The following is a 22,599-nucleotide window of genomic DNA, read 5'->3' on the forward strand; positions in this document are numbered from 1 at the left end:
GCGCATTTTCGACGGCGCCGCCGTGTTCGGCCCAGCCCGGGTCGCGACGCCGTGGGCATCGGCCGCGTCTACGGGCTCGGGTGGTCCACACCCCTGCGAAATCGGCGGCTCGCAGCGAGAGGTGCAAGCGCCTGGAACCGCGCTGCCTGCTGTGCGCCCTCCGGCGATCGGGCACACTGGGGCGCGATGAGCCAGGAATCTCGGGCCGACCGCCGCGTCCCCAGTCGTGCGAGCGCGGTGCGCTGGCGTGTCACGAGCACCGCGCGGAAGTGCGGTCGCTCGTGAGCGAGAACGCGGATATCGAATCCGAGATCCAGGTGCGGGCCACCGACGGCAGCACGCTGTCCGAACTGACCGATCCGGTGCTGGATCAGCTCATCGGCGGGTCGCCGCGCGCGCAGGATCCGTTCATCGAGATCGAGCGGGGGAGCGGGCAGTCGATTCGGGCGCGGCTGCTCCCGGATCTGGTCTATCAGCTGACGCACCGCAACGACGTGGACGAGGAATTCGAGCTCTACACCTCCGATCCCACCCTGGTCCGCGACATCCTGTGGGCCTGGGTGGACGAGGAACCGTGGTGGCTCGACCGGGTCGCCTGGTCGCCGGTCGATCCGGCGATCGCGGACATCGAGGCCCTGCGCCAGGAGATGGCCGGCATGCTCGACGGCATGTCCGTGCTCGACGATATCGGCGCGACCATGGACGACGCCCTGGCGCGCGCGGACGAGCTGCTCGCAATGGATTGGGACGCAGTCGATCCCGAGGACGACGGCCAGGCCTGAGCGTCCGTTCCGCGATTGCGATCCGGTCGCCGTTCCACCGAACCACCCCGAACCGTCCGCGACGGCTGGTATCTGTTGATCCGAGTCGACATCTCCGACCACCCAGCTGCGGGAGGCACGGCATGGCACGCATCGGCGTCCTCAGTTTTTCCGACGGCCGCGACTATGTGCACGCGGGCATCGCGGATTTCATCAAGACCACCGAGGACCGGTTGGTGGCGGCGTTGACCGCGGCGGGGCACGAGGTGGTGTGCGGGTCGGCGCCGATCAGCGACAACGCGCTGGCCGGGTCGGTGGCGCGCAGTGTGGCGGCCGCGCAGGTGGAGCTGACCGTATTCCACTACGCCGTCTGGGCTTTCCCGCACTTCACGATGCTCGCGGCGGGCGCGACGCCGGGACCGGTCCTGCTGTTGTCCACCATCGATCCGGTGCAGCCGGGAATGGTCGGCATGCTGGCCGCGGGTGGGGCGCTGGATCAGATCGGGCGGGCGCACACGCGGCTGTGGGGCGATCCCGGTGATGCCGAGCTGGTCGCGGCGATCGGCCACCGGGCGCGCGCGGCGGCCGCGGTAGCGGCGTTGCGGGGCAGCACGTTCGGGCGGTTCGGCGGGCGGCCGATGGGGATGAACACCGCGGTCGCCAATACCGATCAGTGGCAGCGGCTGTTCGGCATCGACGTCGAGGAGATCGACCAGTGGGAGATCGTGCGGCGCGCGGAGCTGGCCGACGGCGCGGAGGCGAAGCGGGCGCGCGAATGGCTGGAGCAGTACGCCACCGTGCATTACGACGGCGCGAAACTCACCCCGGAACTGCTGGAGCGGCAGCTCCGCTCGTATCTGGCGGTGCGCGAGCTGATCGCGGAGTGGCGGCTGGACTTCAGCGGGATCAAGGGGCAGCCCGAGCTGACGCAGTACTTCGCCACGATGGATGTCACCGAGGCCTTCCTCAACGATCCCTACGACTGGAACGGGCCGAAGGAACCACACGTGTGCGCCACCGAGGCCGATATGGACGGCGCGCTCACCATGCAGCTGCTCAAGCAGATCGCCGGTACCCCGGTGCTCTTCGCGGATGTGCGGCACTATCACGCCGATCGCGACATCTGGGATCTGTGCAACTCCGGGCAGCACGCCACCTGGTTCGCGGCCCGCAGCGCGGACCCGGCGGAGAACCTGGCCAAGGTGCACCTGTATCCGGAGGTGTTCTTCTTCCCGGCGGGCGGCGCCGCCGTGCACCATCTCGCGGCACCGGGGGAAATGACCCTGGCGCGGCTCACCCGTAAGGACGGCGAGTACCGAATGCACCTGATGCTGGGTGAGTTCGAGAACTACGACCCGGACACCAACGAGACATTGATGCGGCAGTCGACCCGGGAGTGGCCGCACGCCTTCGCCCGGCTGGACGCGCACGCGGCGGATTTCCTGTCCCGCTTCGGCGCCAATCACATCCACGCGGTCCCGGGCGACCATCGCGAAACCGTCCGCGCGGCTTGCGGATTGCTCGGCGTCACCATGGACGAGTTCAGCCGGGGTGCGCGGTGACGGACATACTCTTCGCCGGTATCGACATCGGCACCGCCAGTTCCAAGGGCGTCCTGGTCCGCCCGGACGGCAGCATCGCGGCCAGAGCCGAACGCGCCCACAGTGTTTCGACTCCGCGACCCGGCTGGGTCGAGCACGACGCGGAGAAGATCTGGTGGGCCGAGTTCGTCGAGATCGCCCGCGAACTGATGGCCGCCGCCGACGGGACCCGGCTCGGTGGTCTCGCCGTCTCCGGCATCGGCCCGTGCCTGCTGCCCGCCGACGCCGCGGGCGACCCGCTGCGCCCGGCCATCCTCTACGGCGTCGACACCCGCGCCACCGCCGAGATCACCGAACTGAACGTGGAATTCGGCGCGGAGGCCGTGCTCGAGCGCGCGGGTTCGCCCCTGACGACCCAGGCGGTCGGCCCGAAGCTGCGCTGGCTGGCCTGGAACGAGCCCGAGATCGCGGCCCGCACCGAGCTGCTGCTGATGGCGAGTTCCTTTCTGGTGCACCGGCTCACCGGCCGCTACGTGCTCGATCATCAGTCGGCCAGCCAGTGCGTGCCCATGTACGACCTGCGCAAGCGCGAGTGGGCGGCGGACTGGTGCGAGACCATCGCGCCGTGGCTGCGACTGCCCGAGCTCGCCTGGCCCACCGACATCGTCGGCCAGGTGACCGAATCCGCCGCCACGGCAACGGGTCTGCCGGCCGGGCTGCCGGTGACCGCGGGCACCATCGACGCCTGGGCCGAGGCCGCCAGCGTCGGAGTCGCCGCCCCCGGGGACGCGATGGTCATGTACGGCACGACCATGTTCCTGGTCCAGGTACTGACCGACCCGCAGCCGCATCCCGGCCTCTGGACCACCTGCGGCGCCCGGCCGGGCACCTACACGGTGGCGGCGGGCATGGCGACCTCGGGCGCGGTCACCGAGTGGCTGCGCCGGCTGGTCGGCGGTGACTTCTCCGATCTGGTCGAGGAAGCCGCGCGGGTCCCGCCGGGCAGCCGCGGCCTGCTGATGCTGCCGTATTTCGCGGGCGAGCGCACACCCCTGTTCGATCCGGACGCGCGCGGCTTGGTCGCCGGACTGACCCTCGAGCACGGTCGCGCCGAGTTGTACCGTGCCGCAATGGAATCCATCGCCTACGGCGTGCGGCACAACCTGGCCGCGATGAGCGAGGCGGGCGGGCGGGCCCAGCGGCTGGTCGCCGTCGGCGGCGGCACCCGGGGCGGTCTGTGGACCCAGATCGTCTCCGACGTCACCGGCCTGCCCCAGCAGCTCACCGCCGAGACGGTCGGCGCGTGCCTGGGCGACGCCCTGTTCGCCGCGGCCGCCGCCGGGGTCGACACCGCGCCCTGGAATCCCGTGGTGCACACCGTCGAACCGGACCGGCGGCGCTTCGAGCTGTACGAACCGTTCTACCGGCACTACCGCGAGCTCTACACCGCGACCGCCGACATCTCGCACTTCCTGGCCCGGGAACAACACCGGGCGCACCGGTCCGGCAGCGCGTGAAACCCCCATGCGAGGATGCAAGGTTGTTTTCACCGTGATTGGGTGTTGCCGTACCAGCACACACCCGGGAGGATCCGCATGCCCACCGTGACTTTGACCCAGCAGAACTTCCACACCGTCGTCGCCGGCAACAACATCGTGCTCGTCGACTGGTGGGCCGGTTGGTGCGGGCCCTGTACCCATTTCGCGCCCGTGTACGAGGATTCCTCGGATCGGCACTCCGACATCGTGTACGGCAAGGTCGACACCGAGGCCGAGGTACAGCTCACCGCGATGGCCCAGGTCGACCGGTTCCCGACGCTGATGGGGTTCCGGGAGGGGCTGCTGGTCTTCAACCAGGCCGGTTTCCTGCCCGCCGGCGACCTGGAAGAGGTGGTGCAGCAGATCATGTGGCTGGACATGGACGCCGTGCGGCAGGCGGCGGCCCAGGCGGAGGCACAGGTCCGCGAGGGGGAGGCGCACGTGGAATCGGCGGTGGAGGTGCGCGGCGGCCTGGCCGCCGGGCCCGCCAGATACGGCTGGCCGGGCTTGTGAACCCGGCGAGACCCGCCGCCGACCTCTGGCGCCTGGACGCCGCGCGCACCCGTTCGATCAGCCCGGAGAACCCGACCGGCGCGCCCGGCGCGGGTGCGCGGGCGAGCACGGGCACCGGCGCGCACGCGGCCCGGGAGCTGGGTCCGGGCTGGAAGGTCTCGCCCTCGATTCACCTCGCCCCGGGCGAAAACGCCGTGCTGGCAGCGGTTTCCGGCCCCGGGGTGTTCCGGCACTGCTGGCTGACCACCGATCGCGCGGTGCTGCGCCGGCTGACGCTGCGCATGCACTGGGACGACGACCCGCGCCCCGCCGTCGATCTGCCGCTGGGCCACTTCTTCTGCAACGGCTGGGAAGAACTGGCACTGCTCGGCTCGGAGATGATGGTCGTGGCCCCGGCCGGCGGGCTGAACAGTTACTGGCCCATGCCGTTCCGTTCCCGGGCGCGGATCACCCTGCACAACGGCAGCGATCGCACGGTCCCGGTGTACTACCAGTTCACCTATACCGAAGAAGACATTCCCGAGTCCGCCGCCTACCTGCACACCCAGTGGCGGCGCAGCTCCCCGCTGGGCACACCGGCGATTCACACGATCCTCGACGACGTCGCGGGCCCCGGCCGCTACGTCGGCACCTACCTCGCCATCCAGCCCGGCGCGCCCGGCTGGTGGGGCGAGGGCGAATTGAAGTTCTATCTCGACGGCGACACCACCCACCCCACGCTGTGCGGCACCGGCACCGAGGACTACTTCGGCGGCGCCTGGAACTTCGATCTCGCGGGGGAGTACCGCACCTACTCGACTCCGTATCTCGGCCTGCACCAGGTCCTTCCGCCGACCGAGATCTACCGGCCGCACCAGCGCTTCGGCATGTACCGCTGGCACGTCCGCGATCCGATCTGCTTCCAGGAGGAGCTGCGCGTCACCCTGCAAGCCCTCGGCTGGAGCGATCCGCAGACCTACCTGCCGCTCGAGCACGCCGACATCGCCACCACCGCATGGTGGTACGGCATCCAGCGTTAACGCGGGACGACGGCGCCCGGAGTCCGGGTCGGAAAACTCAACGGGGCCAAGTGCACTCCGCCCTGACCCCAGCCGGCGCTGGTGATCCACCAGCGCTGCGCGTCCTGCACCAGCTCGGCGGCATGGGCACGGATGTGGCCGACCTTGTCGCCGATGCGGAAGCGGTAGGGGTTGTCGCTGCGGAAGACATCGGTGCCGACGTAGCCGGGGCGCGGCCCGATGAACAGGTACCAGGAACCGTTGTGCGGGAGCACGAACGGGGATTCGGTGTTGCCGGCCTCGGTGCCGATGCTGGGGTCGGTGTAGGCGATGTGCCGCTCGCCCCAGTGCCTGAGGTCGGCGCTGAGCCGGTAGCAGACGACGTGGTGACCGCCCTGCGGCGCGCTGGTGGCGCAGTAGTACATCACCCATTTCTCGCCGAGGCGCAGGATCATCGGATCGCGGGCGTCGTAGCCGTCGTGGAACAGTGGGCCCTGCGGGGCTCGGGTCCAGCGGAACAGGTCGGTGGAGGTGGCGAGGTTGATGGCGGCGCGGGTGCGGTCCGCGCCGCCGCCCGCGTAGAACATGTAGTAGCGGCCGCGGAATTGGAGCACATGTGGGGCCCACAGGTGGGTTTCGCCGTATCCGGGGTCGACGGTGAGGGCGGGCGCGCGTTTGGTCCACGGCCCGGGTAGCTCGGGGGCGACGGCGTGGGCGAACTCGACCTCGTGGAACGGATCGGCGGGTTCGGGATGGGTGATCCCGAACAGGTGCCAGCGGCCGTCGTCGGCCCGGACGATGGTGTGGTCGTTGATGTACCAGGGGCGATGTTCGCCGACGGTGGGGTCGTAGATTTTCGCGAACGGGCCCGCTCGCACCTCTTCCCGCGTCGCCATACCGACCATGATCCCGCCGCCGGGCCGATTCCGGGCGGGAGTCAGCTGCTGGACGGCCCCTGGCCGGGATACTGCTGGGCGCCGGGGTGCTGCGGCGGGTGGCTCGGGAACCGTTCGGTGGCCCCGTGCGGATACTGCTGCTGTGCCTGCCGCGCCGGGTGCGGAATGAACGCGGTGGGCGCCTCGGGGCCGGTCGGGTAGGGGTGCCGCGGCGGGGGCGGCTGATGATCGGCCGGCGGCTGACTGTCTTGGCTGCGCCGGAAACGGCTGGTGGCCAGCCCGAATCGGCTCCCGGGGACGTGCGCGCCGTAGACCCCGGCGGCAACAGCGCCCGCGACGAGCACCGCGAGGCCCGCCAGCCAGTCGATCTGCCAGAACGCGGCGAGCACGCCGAGCGCCGAGGCGCCCAACGCGACGCTCCTGGTCGCGCCGGTGCGGCCGGACTGCTCGCCCGGCCGCGCGCCGAGCATGATCAGCATCGCGAGCAGCGGCAGCGCGACGGCGAAGGCGAGCACCGAGATCCGGGCGGCGGTCCCGAGCGGGTCCGCGGTCAGGAAGCCCTGCAGGATCACCACCCCGATGGCGATCAGCCCGCCGTACACGAGGTTGTTCTGCTGGGCCCGGCTCCGCTGTTCGGCAGGGGCGGCTAGCTCGGCGTAGTCGTCGTCCTCTCTCATGCGGCCGACCCTACCCGCTAGTACTGGACCAGCACCTGGCGCAATCGGGTCAGCTCGGCCGCGCTCAGGCCGTGCGCGCGCAGCCAGGCCGCGCCGCCGCCGTGCGCGGCGTGCAGGCCGGTGAGGAACTGCTCGATCACCTCCGGATCCACCGCGAGGATGCCGGTATTGACCGGTGGCAGACCGTGATACGACGGCAGCGCGTCCAGCCGGTCCCGGATGCGGGCCAGGCGTTGCCCGGTCAGCGCGTAGTCGGTGGCGATCGCCTCGGCCGGGACGCCGACCGCGTCCAGCAGGACCGCCGCGACCAGGCCGGTGCGGTCTTTGCCCGCGGCGCAATGAAATATCACCGAGTGCCGGGCCGGGTCGGCGATGATGCGGGCCGCGGTCACCACGGATTCGGCGCTGCCGCCGAGCAATTCGCGATAGAGCCCGACCAGGTCGTAGTGCCGGCCGTCGGGCACCAGGTCGGCCGGGGTCAGCGTGGTCTGGGTCGGCTTGCGGACCGGTAGATTGACCACCTCCACCGCGGCGGTCGCGAGCAGGCCGTAGCCCTCTCGCTCCGCCTCGTCCGGGTTGCGCAGGTCGATCAGGGTGCGCAGGCCGAGCGGGCCGAGCAGGATGTCCAGATCCGCGGCGGTGAGATGCTGCGGGGTGCTCGCGCGGTAGACGACGCCGAAACGGGTGGTGCCGCCGTCGGCTGCCGGTAGCCCGCCCAGGTCACGGACGTTGTCGATCTCGGCGAAGTCGATCCAGCGCCGAACGTTGGTCTCGCTGTGCATGATCTCAGTGCGCCCGTCCCGCCGCGGCTTCGTCGGCGCGGTTCAGGCCGCACAGACCGATCAGGTCTTCGTGCAGTTCGAACCACACCGTGTGGTAGCTGTCGATGATCGGGCGCGCCACCCAGAGGTGCTCGCCCGCGGTGATATTCGCGATGGCGGTGTCGAAGCGGGCCGGGTAGGGGCGCAGGCGCCGCGCGATCGTACCGATCCACCGGATCAGCGGCGTCACCCTGTCGTGCAGGGCACGCAGGCGCGCCAGCACCTGCTCGTCGTAGCCGGTGTCGCTGTGATCGTTCGGCGTGCCGGGGTCCTTCATCTGCCAGGCGGTGATGATCTCCTTGAGTTCGCCGTTGTAGCCGCAGAATTCGGTGTAGATGGTCGCGACCTCGTTCGCGTCGACCTCGTGGCGTTCCCGATCCAGCAGGGTGGCCACGTGTGCGCGGCCCTCCGGGGTCAGGCGCAAACCCGCCGGGGTGCTCGCGCACCAACCCTGGTCGACGAGATCGGCGCAGCGGCACACGGTTTCGTATTCGGGGGCACCGAGGCTGGTGGCCACGGCTTCCGGGCGCACCCGCCCCTTGATGCCGATCAGCCGCAGCAGCGCCAGATCGGAGTGGGCGATGGTCGGCTGCGTCTGGCTGTCGGGCGGGGTATTGCGCGGCAGAGCGAGAGCAGACGCAGGCAGGGTTCCTGCTGTCATCGTTCCATTGTCGGCCGAATCGACTGCCGATGAACCGCTTTCGCCAGGCTCGGTGCGCCCGGCCAGGACGGCGGGCAGCTCGCCGGGATCCACGGCGGCCCACGCGGCGAGCCGCGCCACGTCCTCGATGACGGCGCGCTCCACCGGTTTTCCGCTGACCTCGCCGAGCAGCACCACGCCCGCGCCGCCGTCCACGGTGACCGTGCGCCCGGCCAGCGCCGCGACCACCCCGGGCCCGCAGCCGACCACGCAGGGCCGCCCCAGTTCCCGGCTGACCAGCGCCGCGTGCGAGGTGGCGCCGCCCAGTTCGGTGACGATGGCGCGGGCGGCGATCATGCCGGGCAGGTCGTCGGGGCTGGTGGTGGCGCGGGCCAGGATCACGTCCTCGCCCGCGGCGGCCCGGGCCTCGGCCTCGTCGGGGTCGGTGACCACGAGCCCGGATGCCAGGCCGGGGCAGGCGGATTCGCCGCGCGCCAACGGCATCGCGCCGGTGTCGGCGCCGGATTCCGGGCGCAGCACGATGCGCAGTTGATCGGCGGTGACCCGGCGCAGGGCCTCCTCGGGCCGGATCAGGCCCTCCTCGGCCATCGCCACGGCCGCCCGGACCGCCGCGCGCGCAGAGCGTTTCGCCGGGCGCGACTGGAGCAGCCACAGTCGTCCGGACTCCACTGTGAACTCGATGTCCTGGATATCGCGGCCGTCGCGTTCCAGCAGCGCGGCCGCGTCGAGGAGTTGGGCGTGTGCCTGGGGCAGGGCCTGCGCGAGGTCGTCGAGCGGGCGCGGTGTCGTTCGTCCCGACACCACGTCCTCGCCCTGCCCGCCGGCCAGCCACTCACCGAAGACTTGCGGCGCACCGGTATTCGGGTTCCGGCTGAACAGCACCCCGGTCCCGGACTGGGCGTCGAGGTTGCCGAACACCATCGCCTGCACGGTCACGGCGGTGCCGAGCCGATCGGAGACGCCGCGATTGCGGCGGTAGGCCTGGGCCCGCGTGGAATCCCAGGAGCGGAACACGGCCGTGATCGCCGCCCGCAACTGCTCCCACGGATCCTCCGGCACGTCGGCCCGCGGATCCCCGAGCACGATCTCGCGATACTGCGCCAGGAAACGCCGATGCGTATCGCTCGCGTAGGCGGGACTGCCGGTCTCGGCCAGCAACGCCTGCTCGGCCCGCGTACTCATCCCGAGATTGAGCACGGTGTCCATCATCCCGGGCATGCTCACCGCCGCCCCGGATCGCACCGACACCAGCAGCGGCCGCGTCGCACCCCCGAACCTGCGCCCGGTACCCCGCTCCAACGCCACGATCCCGTCCCGCACCCCATCCCAGACCGCCGCACTCAACTCACCTCGCGCCGCGAATTCCGCCCACGCCTCGGTGGTCACCACGAACGCGGGCGGCACCGGCAACCCCAGCGCCCGCATATGATTCACGCTCCACGCCTTCCCCCCGATCCGCCGCGGCGCCAGCGCGCACCCCCCATCCAGCTCGGCCACGGCGGGCGCGCCGGCACCGGTCTCCGTCGACGCCACAGGGCCCACTCCGGTTGACATGTCACTCCTTCGATTTCGAGTACGGCCACCACAACGGGTGACAGGGGATCGCCGCGACGAGGTCGCTCAGGCGACTTCCTTCTTCATCTGGGCGGTGATGATCATCTGGTAGCCGGCGCCGAAGAGGCGGGGGAGCAGGGCGATTACGCGGGCGTCGGCGCCGATGAGGATTTGGGCCTTGTCCTTGCGGATGCCCTTGAGCATGGTTTTGGCGGCGGATTCGGGGGTGGTCTTGGCGAGGCTGTCGAAGTTGGCGGCCAAGGCGTCGCGGTCGCGGTCGCCGCCGGCGCGGGCCTTCCAGGCGATGCCGGTTTTGACCATGCCGGGGTGTACGGAGCTGACGCCGACGGGGTGGTCGGCGATTTTCATTTCCTGGCGCAGCGCGTCGGTGAAGCCGCGGATGCCGAATTTCGTGGCGTTGTAGGCACTCTGGCTCGGGCAGGCGGCCAGGCCGAACATCGAGGAGACGTTCGCGATGTGGCCGTCACCGGAGGCGATCAGCTGGGGCAGAAAGGCTTTGGTGCCGTACATGACGCCCCAGAAGTTGATGGCGACGATCCATTCGAAGTCCTCCCAGCTGAGCTCGTCCACGTTCGCGGTCAGCGAGACCCCGGCGTTGTTGATCAGCAGGTTGGCGGGACCGAAATCGGCCTGGACGTCGGCGGCGTGCGCGTAGACGGCGGCCCGGTCGCTGACGTCGAGCCGGTAGGCGCGGGCCCGCGCGCCCGCCTGCTCGCACAGCGCGGCCGTCTCGGCGACGTTGTCCAGGTTGCGCCCGGACAGCGCCAAACGCGCGCCGTCGCGGGCCAATTCGAGCGCCAGCGCCCGCCCGATGCCCGCGCCCGCCCCGGTGATGACGGCGACTTTGTCCTGAAAGTTCTTCACGGTGTTCCCTTACTTGGTGGTGTAGCCGCCGTCGGCGACGAATTCGGAGCCCGTGCAGTAGCCGGCTTCGTCGGAGATCAGGAACAGCACCAGACTGGCCAGCTCGGCCGGGTCCGCGGCGCGCGGCAGCGGCTGGTCGTGCACCATCGAGTGCGAGCGATCGGATTCGGAGGTCATCTCGGTGGCGACCACACCCGGATGCACCGAATTGACGCGGATGCCGTCGGCGCCGAACTCCTGCGCGGCCGCCTTGGTCATCCCGCGCACCGCCCACTTGGAGGCGACGTAGCCCAGGATGTTGCTGAAGGCGATGATGCCGCCGATCGAGGAGATGTTGACGATCGAGCCGCCGCCGGCCCGGCGCATCGAGCCGACCACGGCCTTCATGCCGAGGAAGACGCCGATCTGGTTCACGTCGAGCACCTTGCGGAAGTCCGCCTCGGCGAGCTTCTCGATCGGATCGACGTGCACGATGCCGGCGTTGTTGATCAGCCCGGAGACCGGGCCGAAGCGCCGCTCGGTCTCGGAAACCACGTCCTGCCAGGCGGATTCGTCGGTGACATCGAGTGGCAGGAACACCGCTCGCGCGCCGAGCTCGGCCGCCACCGCCGCGCCCTCCTCGACGAGGACGTCGGTGAGCACCACCGACGCGCCCTCGGCGACCAGGCGCCGCGCGAAGGCCGCACCCATACCGCGCGCACCGCCGGTGACGATGACCGTCTTACCGTTGACCCTGTCCATGTCCTGTTCCTTACTGCTCGAGGTCGGCCAGATGCTGGGCGGCGAGGAAACCGAACACCATGGCCGGTCCGATGGTCGCGCCCGCGCCGGCGTAGCTGTTGCCCATGACGGCGGCCGAATTGTTGCCCGCCGCATAGAGACCCGGGATCGTCGCGCCGTCGGCGCGCAGCACCCGGGAGTGCTCGTCGGTGACCAGCCCGCCCTTGGTGCCCAGGTCGCCGGGCACCATCTCGACCGCGTAGAACGGGCCCTGATCGATCGGCGCGAGACAGGGATTGGGCCGCACGGTCGGATCGCCGTAGTACCGGTCGTAGGCGGATTCGCCGCGCTGGAAGTCCGCGTCGCGGCCCGCGCGGGCGAACCCGTTGAACCGCTGGACGGTCGCGGTCAGGGTGTCGGCGGGCACCCCGATCTGGGCGGCGAGCTCGGCGAGGGTGTCGGCCTTCTTGATGATGCCCGCGTCGAAATACTTCTGCGGGACCGGCCGTTTCGGGAAGGTGCCCAGGAACAGATACCGGTCCCGGAAGCGCTGATCCATGATGAAGTGCGCGGGCACGTGCCCCACGCCGGTGGCGTGCTTCTCGTACATGGTGTGCACCACGTCGACATAGCTGGCCGATTCGTTGGTGAACCGCTCACCCGCGGCGTTGACCATGATCCCGCCGGGCTGGGACCGCTCGGCCAGGCAGAAGAACGGCGGCCCGTCCGGGTTGCGCACCGACGGGCCCCACCAGGCGTCGTCCATCAAATCCAGTGCCGCGCCCGCGGTTTCACCCGCCCGGATGCCCTCACCGACGTTCTCGACCGCGCCCACGGTCCAGTCCGTGCTGACGGGCCCGGTGAAGTACTGCCGGCGCATCTCGAGGTTGTGCTCGAAACCGCCCGCGGCCAGCACGACACCGCGGCGCGCCCGGATCTCGATCGGCGTGCCGTCGCGTTCGGCGCGCACCCCGACCACCGCGCCGTCGGCGACGATCAGCTCGGACAGCGGCGTGTTCAGCCAGACCGGCACCTGGGCGTCGCGCAGCGCCAGCCACAGCCGCGCCACCAGCGCCTTACCCAGGCTCAGCGGGATCCGTCCGCGCAGCCGGTTGCCGACCGCCTTGGCGCCCACCCGCAGCGCGGTGCGCTTGCCCTTCCAGGTGCGCCCGATCATGTTCAGATCGTGAAAATCGCTGACCGTGAACGCGATGCCCTTCGGCCCGGACATGGTCGGCTGATTGATCAGGGCCAGATCCGCGCCGAGCAGGCGGCCGTCGACGATCTCCGGTTCGATGCTGCGGCCCTGTGCCAGGCCGCCCGGCTTCTCCGGGTGGTAGTCGGAGTAGCCGCGGTCGTAGACGAAGCGCAGGTGCGGGGTGCGCGCCTGGAGGTAGGTCAGCATGCGTGGGCCGTTGTCCAGGAACGCGTCCTGCTTTTCCTGCGGAACCCGTTCGCCCACAACTTCTTTGAGATACACCCGGGCCAGGTCGGGACTGTCGGGTACGCCCTCGCGCACCAGCACCGGATTGTTCGGGATCCACACGCCACCGCCGGAGCGCGCGGTGGACCCGCCGAACTTGCCGCTCTTCTCGATCAGCACCACCGAGAGCCCGCGATAGGCCGCGGTGAGCGCGGCGGTCATTCCGGCCGCGCCCGAGCCGACCACTACAACGTCGTATTCCATCTGTGCTCCTTCGCTCAGTAACCGGCGCCGGTCAGCATGCCGCCGTCGACCACGACCTCGGTGCCGGTGCAATAGCTCGCGGCGTCCGAGGCCAGGAAGACCACCGCCTCGGTGACCTCGGCGGGCCGGCCCCACCGCGGAATGGGCAGGCCCGCGAAGAACGTGCCGCCGTCGACGCCGGAGCCCGCGGCCTCGGTCATCGGCGTGGCGATGCCGCCGGGGTGCACCGAGTTGACCCGGATTCCGTGCTTGCCCAGTTCGCGTGCCGCCGACTTGGTGACACCGCGCAGCGCGAACTTGCTCGCGCTGTAGGCGGACAGCCCCGCCGCGCCGACGAACCCCTCGACCGAGGAGACGTTGACGACGGACCCGCCGCCGGCCGCGGTCAGCGCCGGGGCGGCGGTCTTGATGCCCAGCCAGCTGCCGGTCACATTGACATTCAGAATCGTGCTGAAATCCCGCACGGACATCTCCGCGATGGACTGGAACCGCAAGATCCCCGCATTGTTGACCAGGACGTCCAGCCGCCCGAACCGCTCCCGCGCCTCGGCAACCGCTGCCGCCCAGTCGCTTTCGCTCGTCACGTCGTGATGCAGATAGTGGCAGTCCGCGCCGATCTCGGCCGCGAGCTGCCGCCCCGCGTCGTCCAGTACGTCACCGAAAACCACCCGTGCGCCCTCGGCGACGAACCGCCGCACATGCTCGGCGCCCATTCCGCGCGCGCCACCGGTGATCAACGCGACCTTGCCTGCGAGACGACCCACTCGATCCTGCCTTTCCGCTACCCCTGACGCCTCGAACGCTAGGTCCGGGCTCGGGACGGGGGTGGGTGCAGTCTCAGCCACCGAGACATACCCCTGACCTCCACGCAAGCATCGGAAATATTTCTACTAGGCATATACAGACTTGGAGGCAGTGCATGAAGTTCTCGATGATCTTCGAGGCGCAGATGACCAACCCGTCGGCCGATCACGAACGCCAGGTGTTGCGGGACTGTGTCGAGCAGGCGGTACTGGCCGAGGAAATGGGCTTCGACACCGTGTGGGCCGTCGAACACCACGGCCTGAAGTGGTACGCGCACATGAGCGCCCCGGAGATCTTCCTGACCTGGGTCGCGGCGCGGACCTCCCGGATCCGGATCGGGCACGGCGTGGTGTGCATGCCGTTCAACTTCAACCATCCGGTGCGCGCGGCCGAACGGGCCGCCATGCTCGACGTGCTCTCCGGCGGCCGGGTCAACCTCGGCGCGGGCCGCGGCGCCACCCCGCAGGAGACCTCCATGTGCGGTGTCGACCCCGACCGCACCTATCAGGAGGTCGAGGAGTCGCTGCGGATCATCGGCAAGGCGTGGCAGGACCCGGAGGGCGAATTCGAGTGGCACGGTGAGCTGCTCGACATCGATCCGCACCCGCTGCTGCCCCGCCCGGTGCAGCTGCCGCACCCGCCGCTGTTCATGGCGTGCACCAAGAAGGACACCCTGAAGCTGGCCGCCGAGTACGGCATCGGCGCGCTGGTGCTGGGCTTCGCGGGCATCGAGGAGATCGCCGAGTTGCGCCGCACCTACGACGCGGCCATCGCCGAGCGCACGGGGGAGCGGTTCGTCTCCACCGTGGTCAACGACCACTTCGCGGCGCTGTGCCCGACCATCGTGCTCGACGATCGGGAGCGGGCCCAGCAGATCGGCGCGCGCGGCCAGCGCTTCTTCGCCCAGTCCATCAAGCACTGGTACGGCGCGGGCCCGGTCCCGGACGAGGCCATCGACCCCACGGTGGACGAGGTGGCCGGTATCCAGAAGGCCGCCGAGGAGCACCTGGCCTACCTGCACGAGGCCAAGATCCCGGTGAAGCCCGGCGCCACCTCGGTGTTCAACGCCGAACACGCCTACGGCAGCCCCGAGGACGCCATCGCCTACGTCGAGCGGCTCCAGGCGGCCGGCGCCGACGAGATCCTGTGCCTGATCCAGATGGGCACGGTGCCGCAGGAGGCGTGCCTGGAGACCATCCGCCACTGGGGCGAGAAGGTCATCCCGCATTTCCGTGACAGTGCGAAGTAACAGGGAGTTATCGACATGACCGATCTGACCGGCAAAGTCGCCGTCATCACCGGGGCCGCCCGGGGTCAGGGCGAGGCCGAGGCCCGCCTGTTCGTCGCGCGCGGCGCCCGGGTGGTCCTGACCGACGTTCTCGACGCCGAGGGCGCGGCGGTCGCCGAATCCCTCGGTGCCGCCGCACGATTCGTGCACCACGACGTCGGCAGCGCCGAGGACTGGGCGCGGGTGGTAGCCACTGCGGCCGACGAGTTCGGCGGGCTGCACGTCTTGGTCAACAACGCCGCCATCTACACCGCGAAACCCCTGACCGAGACCGGGGCCGACGAGCTGGAACGGATCCTGCGGGTCAACCTGGTCGGCTCGTTCCTCGGCATCCAGGCCGTGGTCGCGCCGATGGCGGCCGCGGGCGGCGGGTCCATCGTCAACATCTCCTCGCAGGCCGGGCTGCAAGGACTGCCGGGGCATGCCGCCTACGGCGCCTCGAAATGGGGCCTGCGCGGCCTTACCAAAACCGCGGCCCTGGAACTGGGTCCGGCCGGTATCCGCGTCAATTCCGTGCACCCGGGCCCGATCGCCACCCCGATGATCGGCCACCTCGGCCTGAGCACCGGTCCGGGTAGCTTCCCGACGCTGCCGCTCGGCCGGGTCGGTCTGCCGTCCGAGGTCGGCAGCCTGGTCGCCTTCCTGGCCTCCGACGAGGCGGCTTTCATCACCGGCGCGGAACTCGCCATCGACGGCGGCCTCTCGGCGGGGCCGTTCCTCCCGCCGGGCGAGCGGTGACCCGATGCCGCTGAAACCCGAAGCCCAGGTCATCGTCGACGCGGCCGCGGCGTCGTTCCCGCGACTGGGCACCCAGGTCCTGGACGCCGCCGAGGCGCGCCGGATGCTCGCCGCCCGCCCGGCCGCCGCGGTGACGCCGATACCGGTCCGCAAGGTCGAGGAGCGACTGGTCCCCGGGCCCGAAGGCGCGCCACCGGTCCGGGTCCGGATCTATCACCCGGCCGGCGCCACCGGCGAGCTGCCCGCCGTAATCTTCTGCCACGGCGGCGGATTCACCATCTGCAGCCTGGATTCCCACGACCAGCTGTGCCGCGCCATGGCCAACGAGGTGGGCGCGATCGTCGTCTCGGTCGACTACCGCCAGGCTCCCGAGCAGCGCTTCCCGGCCGCCGCCGAGGATGCCTACGCGGTGCTGTGCTGGGTCGCCGAACTCAAGGCGTCGCTGGGCGGCGACCCGGGCCGGATCGCGGTCGCGGGCGACAGCTCCGGCGGCAACCTGGCCGCGGTCACCGCGCTCCTGGCACGCGACCGGGGTGGCCCGGCGCTCGCACACCAACTGCTGATCTACCCGATGCTCGACCCGGCGTGCGACAGCGGCTCCTACCGGGACAACGCCGACGGCTACTTCGTCACCGCCGACCATTTGCGGTGGTACTGGGCGCAATACCTCGGCCCGGACGGCAACGGCGACGACCCCTACGCGGCCCCCGCCCGCGCCATCGATCTCACCGGCCTGCCCCCGGCCCACATCGTCACCGCCGAATACGACCCGCTGCGGGACGAGGGCGAGGCCTACGGCGCGCGCCTGCGCGCGGCGGGCGTGGCGGCCGAGGTGATTCGCTACGACGGCGAGTTCCACGGCTTCTTCAGCATGGGCGATCACCTGCCGGACGCGAAAGTCGCTGCCGCCGCGGCCTATTCCGCACTCCGCCGGGCGCTCGGGGGCTCGTAGCCCGGCGCGGGCCCGACGAAGCCCCCTGCCGACCTGGGCAGGGGGCTTCGGTGGGTGTGGTGTCAGCTGGTCAGGGCTTTGGTGGCGCCGCGGTGCAGCGGGACCGGTTCGGTCTTCTTGGCATCGTCCTTGACGATGCCCTTGGCGGCCGAATTCGCTTGCTCCAGCTGGGTTTTGCGGTCGAACACGGTCTTGGCCAGGACGCAGGCCAGGTTGGCGTCGAGATCGTCGCGGACCAGCAGCACGTTGGGGACAACGATGGTTTTGGCGTCGGCCGTCAGCCCGTAGGTGGCGGCGGGGATGGCCCCTTCCTCGTAGACGGGGCTGATCTTCTGCATCGCCGGGTTCAGGCCGGCGATGTCGAGGAACTTGACCTGGTCGCGCGCAGAGGTGAACAGGTCGGTGATGCCCGGGGTGGGCAGGCCGCCGGAGAAGAACATGGCGTCGATGGAGCCGTCCTTCATACCATCCACGGTCTTGGTGAGATCGAGGCGCTGGGCGGAGATGTCGCTGTCGGGGTTCAGGCCCGCGGCTTGCAGCACCCGGTTCGCGATCACCTCGGTGCCGGATTTCGGCGACCCGGTGGAGACCCGCTTACCGCGCATGTCGGCGACCGAGTTGATGTTCGCGCCCTTGCGCACGACCACCTGGGTGTAGTTCGGGTAGAGCCGCGTAAGCGCCTGTACCGGTTGCTTTTTCCCGTCGAAGCTGCCCGCTCCGAGCACGGCGTCGGCGGCGGAGTCGGCCAGCGAGAACGCGACCTGATAGGTGCCGGCCACCAGTTGCTGGATGTTCTGCACCGAGGCGCCGGTCTCCGCGGCGGTCGCCTTCACGGTGCCGTTGGTGGCCTGCGAGATCTGCTCGGCGTAGGCGTTGCCGAGCGCGAAGTAGACGCCGGTCGCGTTGCCGGTGGCGATGCCGACCCGGGTCTCCTGGTGCACTTCGCAATTCACCTCCCCGCCCGCGTCGGTCTGTGGCGCGTCGCGGCGCCCACCGCAGCCGGTGAGCAGCCCGGCCGACAGGGTCGCCACGGCCAGCACGGCGATCACCCCTGCCGGTCTTGACCTGACGAAACCCTTTGCGACTGCGCTCATGTCGTCCTCCTTGTTGACAGGGCAGTGACCCCTACGGCCGCGACCACCGCGACCAGCCCGGCGATGATCGCGCCGGGCTCCAGGTACAGCAGCGTAAGCCCGCCCAGCGCCGCGAGCACGCGGGCCGGTGTGCCGGCCGGGCCGACGCCGAGAATCCAGCCGCCGGTGGCGGTGGCAAGCGCGGCTACGGCCAGGCACGCGACTACCGTAGTCCACAGCACGCCGAGCAAAGGCCCACGGCCCAAAAGGGATTCGCCGTTGTCGGTCATCACGAACACCACGGGCACCAGGAACGCGGGCAGCGCGTACTTCAGCGTCTGCCACATCGTCGGCATGGTGCGCCCGCCGGTGATCGCGGCGGCGCCGACCGCGGCCAGCGCCGTCGGCGGCGTCACCTCCGAGAGCACCGAGTAGTAGAAGACGAACATCGCCGCCGCGGGCGCGGGCACGTCGAGGGCCAGCAGCGCGGGCCCGATGATGGCCCAGCCGATGATGAACGAGGCGGTCACCGGAATCGCCAGCCCGAGCATGGCGAGCGCGATCGCCGCGAAAATCACTGTCAGCGCGAGGATCACGGTCTGGTTGTCCGAGATCGAGCCGGCCGCCTTGACCAGCAGCGCGGCCAGTTGCGCGCCGAGCCCGGTCTTGGTGGTCATCGCGGTGATCACACCGGCCGCGGTACACACCGCGACCACCGGCAGCGCCGAGCGCACCCCGGAGCTGAGCGCGGTGAAGATCAGCCGCGGCGAGCGCGCGCGGGCCCGGGTCTTGCTGTCCAGGAACGCCAGGACGAAGGCCAGCGCGGTCGCGTAGACCACCGACTTGGTGGCGCTGACACCGGCCAGCAGCAGCACGACGATGACGATCAGCGACAGGAAGTGGTAGCCGAACCGGCCCAGTAGCCGCCAGATCGAGGTGGTGGCGACCTCCACCGGCCGGGTGCCCAGCCGGCGCGCGTCGATCTCGACCGCGAGCAGAATTCCCAAGTAGTACAGCAGGGTCGGGATCAGCGCCCAGCCGAGCACCGTCACGTAGGAGACATCGAGATACTCGGCGACGATGAACGCCGCCACACCCAACGTGGGCGGGGACAGGATCGCGCCGACGCCCGCGGCGGCCAGCATGCCGCCGGCCTGCTCGGGCGGGTAGCCGGCCTTGCGCAGGATCGGCCAGGTGACCGCGCCGACACTGACCGCGGTCGCGGTGCCCGAGCCCGACACGGTGCCGAGCAGGAATCCGGAGGCGACGGTGGTGCGCCCGGCGGCGGTGCGCGAGCGCCGGAACGCCGAGACCGACAGATCCACGAAGAACTGTGCGGCCCCGGAGAATTCGAGCACCGCGCCGTAGAGGGTGAACAGGACGATGTAGGTCGCCGCCACGTCCAGCGGGGTGCCGAAGAAGCCGCTCGCCGAGTTGTACAGCGCGTCGATGACCTGCGAGAAGTCCAGCCCCGCATGGGCGATGGACCAGTTCTGCGGCATCAGCCCGCCGTAGTAGCCGTAGGCGACGAACACCAGGCACACCAGCGGCAGCACCCACCCGGTGGTGCGGCGGCAGGCTTCGAGCACCAGGACCAGCAGGATCGCGCCCATGGCGACGTCGACCGGGTCGAACAGCGCCTGGCGATCCAGGAACTCGTCGTAACCGCCGCCGCCGGAACCGATCTGGAACGGCAGGATCGGGTACAGGCACACCAGCAGGGTCACCACGGCCAGCGCCCAGTCCAGTGGCCCGGGGCCGGATTCGCGGTCCAGGCGCTTGATTCCGGAGCGGTAGGCCAGGAACGCCAGCGGCAGCGTGCCCGCCAGGAACACCACCAGGTAGTACTGACTGCCCTGCGGCAGCGGGCGGAACACCTGCCACAGCGCCAGCAGCGCCACCGCGAACGCCACGGTGGCCACCACGCGCTCGGCCCATCCGGTCAGTTCGCGGGCCGGTCGCTCCTCGTCGTCGACCTCGATCGTTTCCGGCAATTGCCGTGGCTCGTCCGGCAATTCGATCCGCGTGGTCTCGAACTTTCCGGGTTCGACCGGCTCGTCCGGGCCGGGCGGGGCGTTCTCCAGCTCGGGTTGCTCGGGTAACTGACGGCGCGCAGCCGACGCCTCGTCCCCCGATCGAGCGTCCTGCGAGTCCAACATGGCGCGACGATATCAACGCCCTAGGTCAAGATCACAGAGTTTCGAAACTAGTGGTCCTGAACCTTAACTTTTCCTTAGGTGTGCGGCTGGACACACATTTCGGGCAGCGCCCGCCACCGCGCGCCCATCGAACCCGGGGTCACCCCGCCCATCGCGACGGTGGTGCGCACCAGGTGCGACTGGTCGGAGAACCCGGTGCGCGCCGCCACCTCGGCGGCGGGACGGAACGGTAGCTGGACGACTGCTTCGCGCAGCCGATGCCAGCGCCGCAGGGTCGCCAGCGGGCAGCCGATCGCCGCCGCGCCCAGTTGCCGTAAGCGGCGGGGCGACAACCCCACTCGAGTGGCGATGGCCGCGGCGGGCAAGTCGTGATCGAGGAGTTCCAGGGCGTGGCGCAGGCGGGGATCCAGCGGTGCGGCCGGGCCGAGGGTGTGCTCGATCGCCGCGCGCAGCCGGTCCGGCTCGAGTTCGCCGCCGAAGCCCGCGCACAGCCGCCGGGCCTGGGTGTGGTCGAGCGCGTGGATGCCCGGCGGGCCCGAGAGTCGATGCGGATCGATCCACAGCGAGACGTAACCGGCGGGGTAGCGAAAGGTACGAAAGAGGCCGGGGGACACCAGGATCGCGGGCCCGGTCACCGGCGCACCGGCACCGCCGCGGGCCCGGATCGGTGCGCCCGTGGCCAGCACCAGCTGCCAGGCCGGGTGCCGGAACCCGCCCGGTTCGGCCGCGGAACTCTCGCCGATGCAGGCGAACTCGGCGCCGACCGCGGCGAAGGCCGCGTTGCCGTTTCGTTCAATACGCCAGGACCCGGCCAGCTCGACCATGGGTCCATGGTTGCATTCGATCGGAAGGCCGCACGATGAGACTCCCCAAGAGCGCGCACACCGACCTGCCGTGGCGGATCCACGCGGTCGCCGGCGATTTCGTGATCGAGGACGTCTGGGCGCTGCCCACCCCGGGCGGCCCGGACGAGCTGCGCGAACTCGTCGACTGGTTCGCCGCCGACGACCGCGGCGCCCAGCCGTCGCGGGTCTATCGGGCGCTGTTCGCGACGCGCTGGAAGCTGGGGGCACTGCTCGGCTGGGACTCCGAGCGTTCCGGTGTCGGCGCCCGCGTGCCGACGCTGCGCGACCGGCTGCCCGCGGATCTGCGCGACGGACCGCGCGGCCCGGATCTGGCCACGGTGCCGTTCACCTCGGTGTATCTGACCGACACCGAATGGGTGGCCGAGATGGGCAACCGGACCGTCCACGGCGTCATGCACATCGGCTGGGTGCCCGACGGCGCGGGCGGCTACCGCGGCCAGCTGGCGGTGCTGACCAAGCCGAACGGGCTGTTCGGCAAGGTGTACATGGCCTTGATCCTGCCGTTCCGGTATCTGCTGGTCTATCCCGCGCTGCTGGCCATGATCGAGCGCGGCTGGGCCACCCGCGGCGTGGGATAGCGACCGGTTACCGAGATCCCGAGTCGCCCATCACGATGCCGTCGCGCACAATCGGGGGCGCACGGTTGGCATCGACGTGGATGTGGTGAGCTGAAATGATTTTGGATCGGTTTCGGATCGACGGGCAGGTCGCCGTGGTCACGGGCGCGGGTCGCGGGCTGGGTGCGGCCATCGCGCTGGCATTCGCCGAGGCGGGCGCGGATGTGGTGATCGCCGCGCGCACCAAGGACCAGCTCGACGAGGTGGCCGAACGGGTCGAAGCGCTCGGCCGCCGGGCCCACGTGGTGCCGGTGGACCTGCGGGATCCCGAGGCCGCGGCCGGGCTGGCCGTGGCGGCCGTCGAGGAATTCGACCGGCTCGACATCGTGGTCAACAATGTCGGCGGTGCGATGCCGAGCCCGCTGCTGGACACGACGCCGGCGGCGCTCTCGGAGGCGTTCGCGTTCAACGTGGCCAACGCGCACGCCCTGGTCCGCGCCGCGGTGCCACTGATCTTGGAGACCGCCGGCGGCGGTTCGATCGTCAACATCACCTCGGCCATGGGGCGACTGCCCGGGCGCGCGTTCGCGGCGTACGGCACCGCCAAAGCGGCACTGGCGCACTACACCCGGCTCGCGGCGGCGGACCTGAGCCCGCGGATCCGGGTGAACGGCATCGCGCCGGGCGCGATCCTCACCTCGGCCCTGGAGGTGGTCGCCGGGAACGACGCCATGCGGACCGAACTCGAGACCAAGACGCCGCTGCACACCATCGGCGAACCGGAGGACATCGCCGCCGCGGCCCTCTACCTGGTCTCCCCGGCGGGCAAGTACCTCACCGGCAAGATCCTGGAACCCGACGGTGGCCTGATCGTCCCCAATCTGGCCATCCCGCTGCCCGATCTGTGAGT

The 22,599-nt window shown here is 70.4% G+C and carries 21 protein-coding genes; 10 read left to right on the top strand and 11 right to left on the bottom strand.

The annotated features are described in order from the left end of the window. Positions 1-281 precede the first annotated feature (281 nt). From AB0H76_RS14620 to AB0H76_RS14640, 5 genes are all read left to right on the top strand, one after another. Positions 282-782 (top strand): hypothetical protein, encoded by a 501-nt coding sequence (locus tag AB0H76_RS14620; protein WP_357322778.1) that lies wholly within the window; start codon positions 282-284, stop codon positions 780-782. A gap of 122 nt (positions 783-904) precedes the next feature. Continuing rightward, positions 905-2,323: an L-fucose/L-arabinose isomerase family protein gene (locus tag AB0H76_RS14625; protein WP_357322780.1), complete on the top strand. Its 1,419-nt coding sequence runs from the start codon at positions 905-907 to the stop codon at positions 2,321-2,323. Continuing rightward, entirely contained in the window at positions 2,320-3,819 is a 1,500-nt protein-coding gene (locus AB0H76_RS14630) for an FGGY-family carbohydrate kinase (protein ID WP_357322783.1), read from the top strand. Before AB0H76_RS14625 ends, AB0H76_RS14630 begins: the two co-directional genes overlap by 4 nt. A gap of 78 nt (positions 3,820-3,897) precedes the next feature. Beyond that, the gene (locus tag AB0H76_RS14635; RefSeq protein ID WP_357322786.1) at positions 3,898-4,353 is read left to right on the top strand and encodes a thioredoxin domain-containing protein; all 456 of its coding nucleotides are present in this window, start codon (positions 3,898-3,900) and stop codon (positions 4,351-4,353) included. After that, positions 4,350-5,372 carry a glycoside hydrolase family 172 protein gene (locus AB0H76_RS14640; protein ID WP_357322788.1) on the top strand — a complete coding sequence of 341 codons (1,023 nt, stop codon included), beginning with the start codon at positions 4,350-4,352 and terminating at the stop codon, positions 5,370-5,372. Before AB0H76_RS14635 ends, AB0H76_RS14640 begins: the two co-directional genes overlap by 4 nt. Here AB0H76_RS14640 and AB0H76_RS14645 read toward each other — a convergent pair. The 8 genes from AB0H76_RS14645 to AB0H76_RS14680 all read right to left on the bottom strand — a co-directional run bounded on the left by AB0H76_RS14645 (position 5,369) and on the right by AB0H76_RS14680 (position 14,016). After that, a complete protein-coding gene (locus AB0H76_RS14645) occupies positions 5,369-6,247 on the bottom strand; it encodes a family 43 glycosylhydrolase (protein WP_357322791.1) in 879 nt (292 codons plus the stop codon). The two genes, AB0H76_RS14640 and AB0H76_RS14645, sit on opposite strands and share 4 nt — an antisense overlap. Positions 6,248-6,288: 41 nt before the next feature. After that, positions 6,289-6,924 carry a hypothetical protein gene (locus AB0H76_RS14650; RefSeq protein ID WP_357322794.1) on the bottom strand — a complete coding sequence of 212 codons (636 nt, stop codon included), beginning with the start codon at positions 6,922-6,924 and terminating at the stop codon, positions 6,289-6,291. A gap of 17 nt (positions 6,925-6,941) precedes the next feature. After that, positions 6,942-7,706 carry a tyrosine-protein phosphatase gene (locus AB0H76_RS14655; protein WP_357322797.1) on the bottom strand — a complete coding sequence of 255 codons (765 nt, stop codon included), beginning with the start codon at positions 7,704-7,706 and terminating at the stop codon, positions 6,942-6,944. 4 nt (positions 7,707-7,710) lie between these two features. Continuing rightward, a complete protein-coding gene (locus AB0H76_RS14660; RefSeq protein ID WP_357322800.1) occupies positions 7,711-9,960 on the bottom strand; it encodes a pyruvate, phosphate dikinase in 2,250 nt (749 codons plus the stop codon). Between the two features lie 66 nt (positions 9,961-10,026). After that, positions 10,027-10,845: an SDR family NAD(P)-dependent oxidoreductase gene (locus AB0H76_RS14665; protein WP_357322803.1), complete on the bottom strand. Its 819-nt coding sequence runs from the start codon at positions 10,843-10,845 to the stop codon at positions 10,027-10,029. 9 nt (positions 10,846-10,854) lie between these two features. Continuing rightward, entirely contained in the window at positions 10,855-11,586 is a 732-nt protein-coding gene (locus AB0H76_RS14670) for a glucose 1-dehydrogenase (protein WP_357322806.1), read from the bottom strand. A gap of 10 nt (positions 11,587-11,596) precedes the next feature. Further along, a complete protein-coding gene (gene kstD, locus AB0H76_RS14675; protein ID WP_357322809.1) occupies positions 11,597-13,252 on the bottom strand; it encodes a 3-oxosteroid 1-dehydrogenase in 1,656 nt (551 codons plus the stop codon). A 14-nt stretch (positions 13,253-13,266) separates the two neighbouring features. Further along, positions 13,267-14,016 (bottom strand): glucose 1-dehydrogenase, encoded by a 750-nt coding sequence (locus AB0H76_RS14680; RefSeq protein WP_357322812.1) that lies wholly within the window; start codon positions 14,014-14,016, stop codon positions 13,267-13,269. Positions 14,017-14,171: 155 nt separating this feature from the next. On the opposite strand from AB0H76_RS14680, the gene AB0H76_RS14685 reads away from it, so the two are divergent. Genes AB0H76_RS14685 through AB0H76_RS14695 form a run of 3 tightly spaced genes read left to right on the top strand, consistent with a single transcriptional unit; the run spans position 14,172 to position 17,034 of the window. Beyond that, positions 14,172-15,305, top strand: a complete 1,134-nt coding sequence (locus AB0H76_RS14685) for an LLM class flavin-dependent oxidoreductase (RefSeq protein WP_357322815.1) — start codon at positions 14,172-14,174, stop codon at positions 15,303-15,305. Positions 15,306-15,320: 15 nt separating this feature from the next. Further along, positions 15,321-16,082 (top strand): glucose 1-dehydrogenase, encoded by a 762-nt coding sequence (locus AB0H76_RS14690; RefSeq protein ID WP_357322818.1) that lies wholly within the window; start codon positions 15,321-15,323, stop codon positions 16,080-16,082. Positions 16,083-16,086: 4 nt separating this feature from the next. Further along, on the top strand, positions 16,087-17,034 hold the full coding sequence (locus AB0H76_RS14695) for an alpha/beta hydrolase (RefSeq protein WP_357322821.1): 948 nt from the start codon (positions 16,087-16,089) through the stop codon (positions 17,032-17,034). A 62-nt stretch (positions 17,035-17,096) separates the two neighbouring features. Here AB0H76_RS14695 and AB0H76_RS14700 read toward each other — a convergent pair whose 3' ends face one another. The 3 genes from AB0H76_RS14700 to AB0H76_RS14710 all read right to left on the bottom strand — a co-directional run bounded on the left by AB0H76_RS14700 (position 17,097) and on the right by AB0H76_RS14710 (position 21,090). Next, positions 17,097-18,071 carry a TAXI family TRAP transporter solute-binding subunit gene (locus AB0H76_RS14700; RefSeq protein ID WP_357326182.1) on the bottom strand — a complete coding sequence of 325 codons (975 nt, stop codon included), beginning with the start codon at positions 18,069-18,071 and terminating at the stop codon, positions 17,097-17,099. Positions 18,072-18,124: 53 nt separating this feature from the next. After that, positions 18,125-20,266, bottom strand: coding sequence for a TRAP transporter fused permease subunit (locus AB0H76_RS14705; RefSeq protein WP_357322823.1), 2,142 nt, complete (start codon positions 20,264-20,266; stop codon positions 18,125-18,127). A 74-nt stretch (positions 20,267-20,340) separates the two neighbouring features. After that, positions 20,341-21,090: a helix-turn-helix domain-containing protein gene (locus tag AB0H76_RS14710; RefSeq protein WP_357322826.1), complete on the bottom strand. Its 750-nt coding sequence runs from the start codon at positions 21,088-21,090 to the stop codon at positions 20,341-20,343. Between the two features lie 35 nt (positions 21,091-21,125). On the opposite strand from AB0H76_RS14710, the gene AB0H76_RS14715 reads away from it, so the two are divergent. Continuing rightward, positions 21,126-21,710 (top strand): DUF2867 domain-containing protein, encoded by a 585-nt coding sequence (locus AB0H76_RS14715; RefSeq protein ID WP_357322829.1) that lies wholly within the window; start codon positions 21,126-21,128, stop codon positions 21,708-21,710. 95 nt (positions 21,711-21,805) lie between these two features. Then, positions 21,806-22,597 (top strand): SDR family oxidoreductase, encoded by a 792-nt coding sequence (locus tag AB0H76_RS14720; RefSeq protein WP_357322830.1) that lies wholly within the window; start codon positions 21,806-21,808, stop codon positions 22,595-22,597. Positions 22,598-22,599 lie beyond the last annotated feature (2 nt).

Origin of the sequence: Nocardia sp. NPDC050712, assembly GCF_040654295.1 — a bacterium.
Taxonomy (GTDB): domain Bacteria; phylum Actinomycetota; class Actinomycetes; order Mycobacteriales; family Mycobacteriaceae; genus Nocardia.